We start from the raw sequence: 6,745 nt of genomic DNA, 5'->3' as shown, positions 1-6,745 counted from the left end.
ATTTAGCACATTGGTATGGCTATRTTGGGTGTTGAGCATCAAACGTTCAGTGAATGGTTGCTCATCAAGTTTGAGCCCTTTACGACGCTCAACATCACTTTTTAGATCGGTCGTATCTTCAAACCAGATCCCGTAATCACTGTCTTGTTGACTGTCATAGTATTGAGCAGTCAGGGAGAGGTGCTGTTCGTCGTCAGGGCTGTAATCTAAGCTACCCATCACATCAATGCTGTCATTGAATTGGGTATCGGTTTGGGTGACATCGGGCAAAATAGGATCGCCATTGCCGTCGTAGGCCGCACCTTTGCCTTCATACGCCACGGATAAGCGCCCTTGCAAGCTATCACTGCCGCCGGATACCGCAATCGCGGCTTTTTTGGTCAGGTCGTCGCTGTTGTTAAACCCAGAGGTGACGCCGGTGTGAACCTCAAGTTGCGCATCGCCCGCTTCACCACGTTTAGTGATGATATTGATAATACCGCCGGTTGCCCCCGCGCCATAAATGGAGGTCGCGCCTGATAGTACCTCAACGCGTGCGACATTAAAGGGGTCGATACTATCCAGTTGGCGGCTGATGGTGCGAGCGGCATTCAACGCCACGCCATCAATCATGATTTGTGCGCTGCGGCCACGCAGATTCTGTGAGGCATTGGTACGCGCGTTAGTGCTGCCAAAGTCAAAGCTTGGGATCAGCTTCCCGAGCGCGCCTTTTAATGACTCACCGCCTTGAATTTCACGGGTTAGTTCTTCATTGGTGATCACCCAGTTGGTGCTAGCGGAATCGGCGATCGTGGTCTGAATTTTACTGCCAGTTACGATGATGGTTTCGGTATTGGCCGCAGAAGGGGCGGCATGGGCAAGGTGTGCGCCAATCACTATGGCCAGTGGGGTCAGTGAGAGGCCAACTACTTTTTTAGACTTCATAATTATCCTTATACAACATAAAGCTGCAGGGCTCAGCGAGCCTGCGTCCCTGCAGATACGTCTACGTCACTACCTAATCACTTATCATTAAATGATAATAGATATCATTATGATTATTGATATTTGCCCTTGTTGTCAATACATTGATAACCGAATTGCCACATTTACTTTAAATGGGTGAAATCAAATAGATAAAGGACGTAACAAATGCAGGGGAATTATTGGCAAGCAGCCAATCAAAAACTGCTCACAAAAGCGATCAGTGAGCTTCACTTCGAAAATGCGATTACGGTTGACCACCTTGACGGGCGCCAGTTTAGGTTGACACTGCCTGATGCAGAATGGCGGTTTACGGGCACGATGAGCATTTGGGGAATGGTGATGGTAGATAGTGGCAGCGTGTCACGGGGCGACAACTATCATCCAGAGCTGATTGAATTAGTGATGGACTTGCAATCTGTTATCAATATGGATCCCTTGCACCTTGGTGGTTTTATCGAGGAGTATCAAGAAACACTCATTGCGGAACAACAGCATCTCGCGATGCTTAGCACCCTACCAGCCGATAAACTCGTAACGTTATCAGAAACCGATCGTCAGCCCTATTTGGATGCTCACCCCAAGGCNCAATATGGATCCCTTGCACCGTGGTGGTTTTATCGAGGAGTATCAAGAAACACTCATTGCGGAACAACAGCATCTCGCGATGCTTAGCACCCTACCAGCCGATAAACTCGTAACGTTATCAGAAACCGATCGTCAGCCCTATTTGGATGCTCACCCCAAGGCGCTCGCCAATAAAGGGCGATTGGGCTGGGGCCAGCAGGATCGTCAACAATATGCGCCTGAATATGGCAACACGTTTGCGTTGCATTATCTCGCTGTGCATCGAGCGTGCGCGCGTTATGGCTTTGGGGATGGATTCGATCAGGCCTCTTTGCTCACTGAGACCCTATCACCAGCCGCTTATGACGCACTCATGACGCGCTTAGCGGTCGATGAACGGGATGATTACCTGATTATGGCGGTGCATCCGTGGCAGATGCAGCGTTATATTTACAGCCAATATGCGTCATTATTCGCTTCAGGTGACATCATTGACCTGGGTGCGAGTACAGAACAGTGGCGTCCACAGCAGTCGATTCGTACCTTGAGCCGAGCGGATGGGCAAGCCGCATACGACGTAAAAACAGCGTTAACCATTCTCAATACCTCCTGCTATCGCGGCGTACCCGGGAGCTTTATTGCCCATGGCCCAGTGCTGTCAAAATGGCTGTCAACCTGTGTACGTCAGGATGCGTTATTGTCGCGTCTTGGTATGCATGTACAGCAGGAAGTCGCCGGTGTGTACTGCCCGCAGCCTTATCAGGCGCAAATAGACAGCTGTTACAAATATCACGAAATGTTGGGATGCGTTTGGCGTGAGCGTGCCGAAAGCCTGTTACCGTCTCATCAGCGACCTATGATTATGGCGACCCTGATGCAAGCGGGTGGTGATGGGGTCAGCTGTGTCGAAGCGCTGATTGCGCGCACCCTACTAACACCTAGGGAATGGTTGCAGCGTTTGTTTGATCATGTTGTGGTCCCCCTTTATCACTTGCTATGCCAATACGGGATTGGGCTAGTGGCGCATGGGCAAAACATTACCTTGGTGCTGGAAGACGATATCCCTGTGGGTTGCATGATCAAAGATTTTCATGGTGATTTACGCTTTGTCGATCAGCCGTTTCCAGAGTTGGACAGCTTAGATAAACGCGTGCGAGCGGCGATCAAGCACTTGCCGCCAAACTATCTGGTGCATGATTTATATACGGGGCATTTTGTGACCACACTACGTTTTATTTCGCCGTGGTTTGTGTCCCTTGGGGTGAGCGAGACTGAATTTTATCGTCAGTTAGGTGACACCCTTCGTCGTTATCAACAGGCACAACCGCAGCTGAATGAACGCTTTGGATTGTTTGACGTGCTGAGTGAGACGAAAGAGAAGATTTGTATCAATCGTGTAAGGTTTAACATTGGCTACGATGATAGCAACGAACGGCCTGTTCCCATGTTTGGTGAGGCGATTCGTAACCCTCTGGCTGAGGCGTAATGCGGATACTTAACGAAAAATACCCGCAATAGGCGGGTATTAACACTCAAATCAGTGCAAGTAGTTGGGCTTACTTACCGCTTTTACTTTGCTTGGTGAGCTCTTTGATAGTACGGCTGATTTCACGGCGCTGTTTAGAAATCTCCGCATTCTTGATGATGTGATCATCAACGCGGTCCTCGTAATCACCTTTCATATTCTTGATGATTTCGACAATGTCTTCATAGGACATCTCAGGCTGGATATAATCGAGCAAATTTTCTAGCAGCACAACGCGTTTTTGATTGTCGCGGATCTTCTTGTCGTTGTCTTGGATTTCGCGTTTTAGCTTATTCTTTTGTCGTGAGTGCTTAACGATCTCAAATACACTGGTCATTATAGTCGCCTTCTATTTTTTGAAGTATGAAAAAATTAAACCACAAGCGCTCGGCCAAACCCAGCCTTTTCGCGCTTGAAGTGAGGAGTTTTTCATCAATTGAACCGATAAAGGATCTGATTTGGGATACACAGAAATGTGCCATTGGGGAGAGACTGGCGAAAGACATGCCCAAATCACCTTATACCCGATTAGAACGTGATGTTGGCAAAGATAGCAGACTCGCCTTGACAGTGGTATGACACATATCAAAGCCAGCCTGCTCGAGACAGCGATCAGTAGTTGGTTGGCGTCCCCTCAAGTTTCACTGAGGAGCCAGAGGTTTTTAGCATCGCGCCACGTAACATGGCTTGAACGAGCTCGGTGGCATCAAATTTTGTCAGCGCTTCGTGTGCACCGACTTGTTTGGCGCGATCCACACTAATATCACTCGACAGCGATGTATGGAGGATCAGGTACGCTTCGGCCAGTTTGTCATCGCTACGAATTTCAAAGGCGAGCTCATAACCGTCAATACCGGGCATTTCGATATCGCTAACAATAATGTCAAACGGTTTACCGGCGGACGCCGCGTTTTTCATCATTTGCAGTGCTTCTGAACCGTTGTTGGTGACGTAATAGGGAATATTAATACTGTCTAACGCTTCAGAAAGTTGCCGTCTTGCGGTTAAGGAATCATCAACAAGCAAGATGTTCATCGGCTTGAGCTTTTCACGATCGACATCCGACAAAACAGGGTGCAGTTTATCCGGATCGGATGGGAAAATATGTTCCATGATGTATTCGACATCCAGCAGCTGAACCAGCTTTTCGTCGATTTTCATTACGCCAGTTAAAAACGCACGAGTACCCAGTGTTTGAGGTGGCTCGGCGATCGAGCGCCAGTCACACTCGCTGATCTTTTCAATGCCGCGCACCAAAAAGCCCATTACACGACGCTGACAGTCAGTGACGATAATGTAACACGACTCCCATTCTGACTTGTCGACTGGCTTGTAACCAATCGCTTTGGCCATATCAATGACGGGAGTGGCGATGCCACGGAAACTAGTGGTTCCTATCACTGTGGGGTGAGAGCCGGGCAAATCCGTTAGCGGCTGAAAAGGGATGATCTCCCGCACCTTAAGGGTCCCAATCGCAAAAGATTGCGTCGGGGTCAGGCGGAACATCAACATGCCTTGTGATTGATTGGCTTTGCTCTTCATAGCATCACTCTACGTGTAATCGTAATAACGGTGTGTATTTTATCAGCATTATGCGTAAGACACATCTCCCCATTATGATAGGGGGGATTAGACAGAACATAAAATTTTTCCGTACTATTGTCTCATATTTGAAACTTATTGATAGTGTGAATTAAATGCGCGATTTCGCACGCTTTCCGGTCAGCAGTCATGCTAGGCTAATGACGCAGAAACACACGAAGACAGAGCCAGACACAGCGCAATAGGTTGCCTGTCGTCATTTCTTACCTAAAATAAAGGTAATAGCTTTTTTGTCACCGTGTTACATCAATGACAAAAGTGCATGATTAGGTGCTCGTCCTCGAGCTATCACGCGCATCGGATATACGCCTTTTAAGAAGTAAACCAACGGTTGAGCAAACTATGACCAATATTTTAGATTCGGTAGATTCGCGTACGCGGCTGGTGGGGGAGAACCGCCTAGAGCTTTTAATGTTTTATCTTGGCACCACGCAACCTTTTGCCATCAACGTTTTTAAAGTGCGTGAAGTCATTAAAGTGCCCCGGCTCMACCAAATGCCAGGTTCGCATCCGAATGTGCGTGGCGTGGCGATGATCCGAGGAAAGTCAATTCCTGTGATTGACCTGCGTCAGTCGATTGGCATGGGCTCGATTGGGGTGTCGGATGATTGCAACGTGATCGTGACCGAGTACAACCGGACGATTCAGGCGTTCTTAGTTGGCCAAGTCATCAATATCAAAAACATGGGCTGGGATGAGATTATGGAGCCGCCCAAAGGCACTGGGCGCAATAACTACCTGACCGCGATCACTCGCCAAGACTTCGATGGCCAAACTCGCCTCGTGGAAATCGTCGACGTTGAGAAAATTTTGGCTGAGATTGTCGCGTACGAAATTGGGATATCAGAAGATGTGCTCGATCCGCAACTCACACCTTATATGGCAGGGCAGCGTGTCTTGGTGGTGGATGATTCGTCAACAGCACGTGCACAAGTCAGTGATACTCTGTCTCAGTTTGGTGTCGAATGCATCATGAAAAAAAACGGTGCCGAGGCGCTGCAATTACTTAAAAGTTGGTGTGATGAAGGCAAAAATGTCAGCGATGAGATCCTATTGATGATCACCGACGCTGAGATGCCTGAGATGGATGGCTACAAATTAACGCATGAGGTGCGTTCTGATAGCCGAATGAGTAACCTTTACATCGCACTTAACACCTCATTGAGTGGTAGTTTTAATGAGGCCATGGTTGAGAAAGTCGGCTGTAACCAGTTTATCTCTAAGTTTCAACCTGATTTGCTCGTGAACGTTGTCCAAGAGCGGCTACGTGAAGTGGTGGCAAGCTAAGGCAATGCGTGACAGCAATGTGCCTTTTGAAGCGAGCCTTGGCTCGCTTTTTTGTTGAATGTCGAGCTTGGATAACAGTAATCATGTTGACGAGAAAGGAGAACATAATCTAGGGAGGCAACATGAAATACCTATTTTTGATGCGACATGCGAAATCCAGTTGGGATGACCCTAGCTTAGACGATCACGATCGGCCTTTGAACCCAAGAGGCTTTCGTCAAGCGCCTTTGATGGCTGAGCGCCTGAATGCTTGGGTATTGCAACCTCAAACCATTGTAACCAGCTCAGCGCAGCGAGCGAAAGATACCGCGGTATTGGTGGCGGAGACCCTTAATGACAAACCGCCTATTATCGTGGACACTGCCTTATATACCGAGCACAGCGGTGCGATTACTACCGCAGCGAAACAGTTGGATGAGCGTCAGCAAACCGCGATGGTAATTGGCCATAATCCAGCGTTGAACCTTTATCTCCAACAGATGGGTATGCGCAAAGAGAATTTACCCACGTCTGGAGTAGCCGTGGTAGCGTTTGAGACGACATCATGGCAAGCGATCAACGAGGTGGATGCGCAGCTGATTTACCTCGACTGGCCAAAGCGTCAAGTAAGTTAAGCCATAATAGGCACTATATCTAGTTGAAGACAAACTACATTTAGATTAAAGGAGAAAAAGTTATCTACTAAAACTGTGGATAACCCCGTTAATTTCTTTGTTACCTTTCTTCTGAGCCCTGTACTCATCAGGGATGAGCAGGAAAAACAAAAAAGTGGCGATATATTAACCATCAATAATGTGTCAT

At 48.0% G+C, this 6,745-nt stretch carries 6 protein-coding genes; 3 read left to right on the top strand and 3 right to left on the bottom strand.

The window, feature by feature from the left end; genetic code table 11:
• Nucleotides 1-924: TonB-dependent receptor plug domain-containing protein (locus BZG83_RS15790; RefSeq protein WP_158074982.1), on the bottom strand; the 924-nt coding region annotated here is incomplete at its 3' end.
• Between the two features lie 631 nt (nt 925-1,555).
• On the opposite strand from BZG83_RS15790, the gene BZG83_RS15780 reads away from it, so the two are divergent.
• Nucleotides 1,556-3,016 (top strand): IucA/IucC family protein, encoded by a 1,461-nt coding sequence (locus BZG83_RS15780; protein ID WP_158074981.1) that lies wholly within the window; start codon nt 1,556-1,558, stop codon nt 3,014-3,016.
• Nucleotides 3,017-3,086: 70 nt separating this feature from the next.
• Here the strand turns inward: BZG83_RS15780 and BZG83_RS15775 are convergent, their stop codons facing one another.
• Together BZG83_RS15775 and BZG83_RS15765 are read right to left on the bottom strand one after the other, a co-directional pair.
• Nucleotides 3,087-3,392: a DUF496 family protein gene (locus BZG83_RS15775; protein ID WP_077481972.1), complete on the bottom strand. Its 306-nt coding sequence runs from the start codon at nt 3,390-3,392 to the stop codon at nt 3,087-3,089.
• Between the two features lie 275 nt (nt 3,393-3,667).
• Nucleotides 3,668-4,597 (bottom strand): chemotaxis protein, encoded by a 930-nt coding sequence (locus BZG83_RS15765; protein ID WP_069586694.1) that lies wholly within the window; start codon nt 4,595-4,597, stop codon nt 3,668-3,670.
• 402 nt (nt 4,598-4,999) lie between these two features.
• On the opposite strand from BZG83_RS15765, the gene BZG83_RS15760 reads away from it, so the two are divergent.
• A complete protein-coding gene (locus BZG83_RS15760; protein ID WP_077481968.1) occupies nt 5,000-5,944 on the top strand; it encodes a chemotaxis protein CheV in 945 nt (314 codons plus the stop codon).
• A 122-nt stretch (nt 5,945-6,066) separates the two neighbouring features.
• Nucleotides 6,067-6,558, top strand: a complete 492-nt coding sequence (locus tag BZG83_RS15755; RefSeq protein ID WP_077481966.1) for a SixA phosphatase family protein — start codon at nt 6,067-6,069, stop codon at nt 6,556-6,558.
• Nucleotides 6,559-6,745: the final 187 nt, after the last annotated feature.

Origin of the sequence: Salinivibrio sp. PR919 (assembly GCF_001995355.1) — a bacterium.
GTDB classification, from domain to species: domain Bacteria; phylum Pseudomonadota; class Gammaproteobacteria; order Enterobacterales; family Vibrionaceae; genus Salinivibrio; species Salinivibrio proteolyticus.
This window is presented reverse-complemented; position numbering and strand designations above follow the sequence as displayed.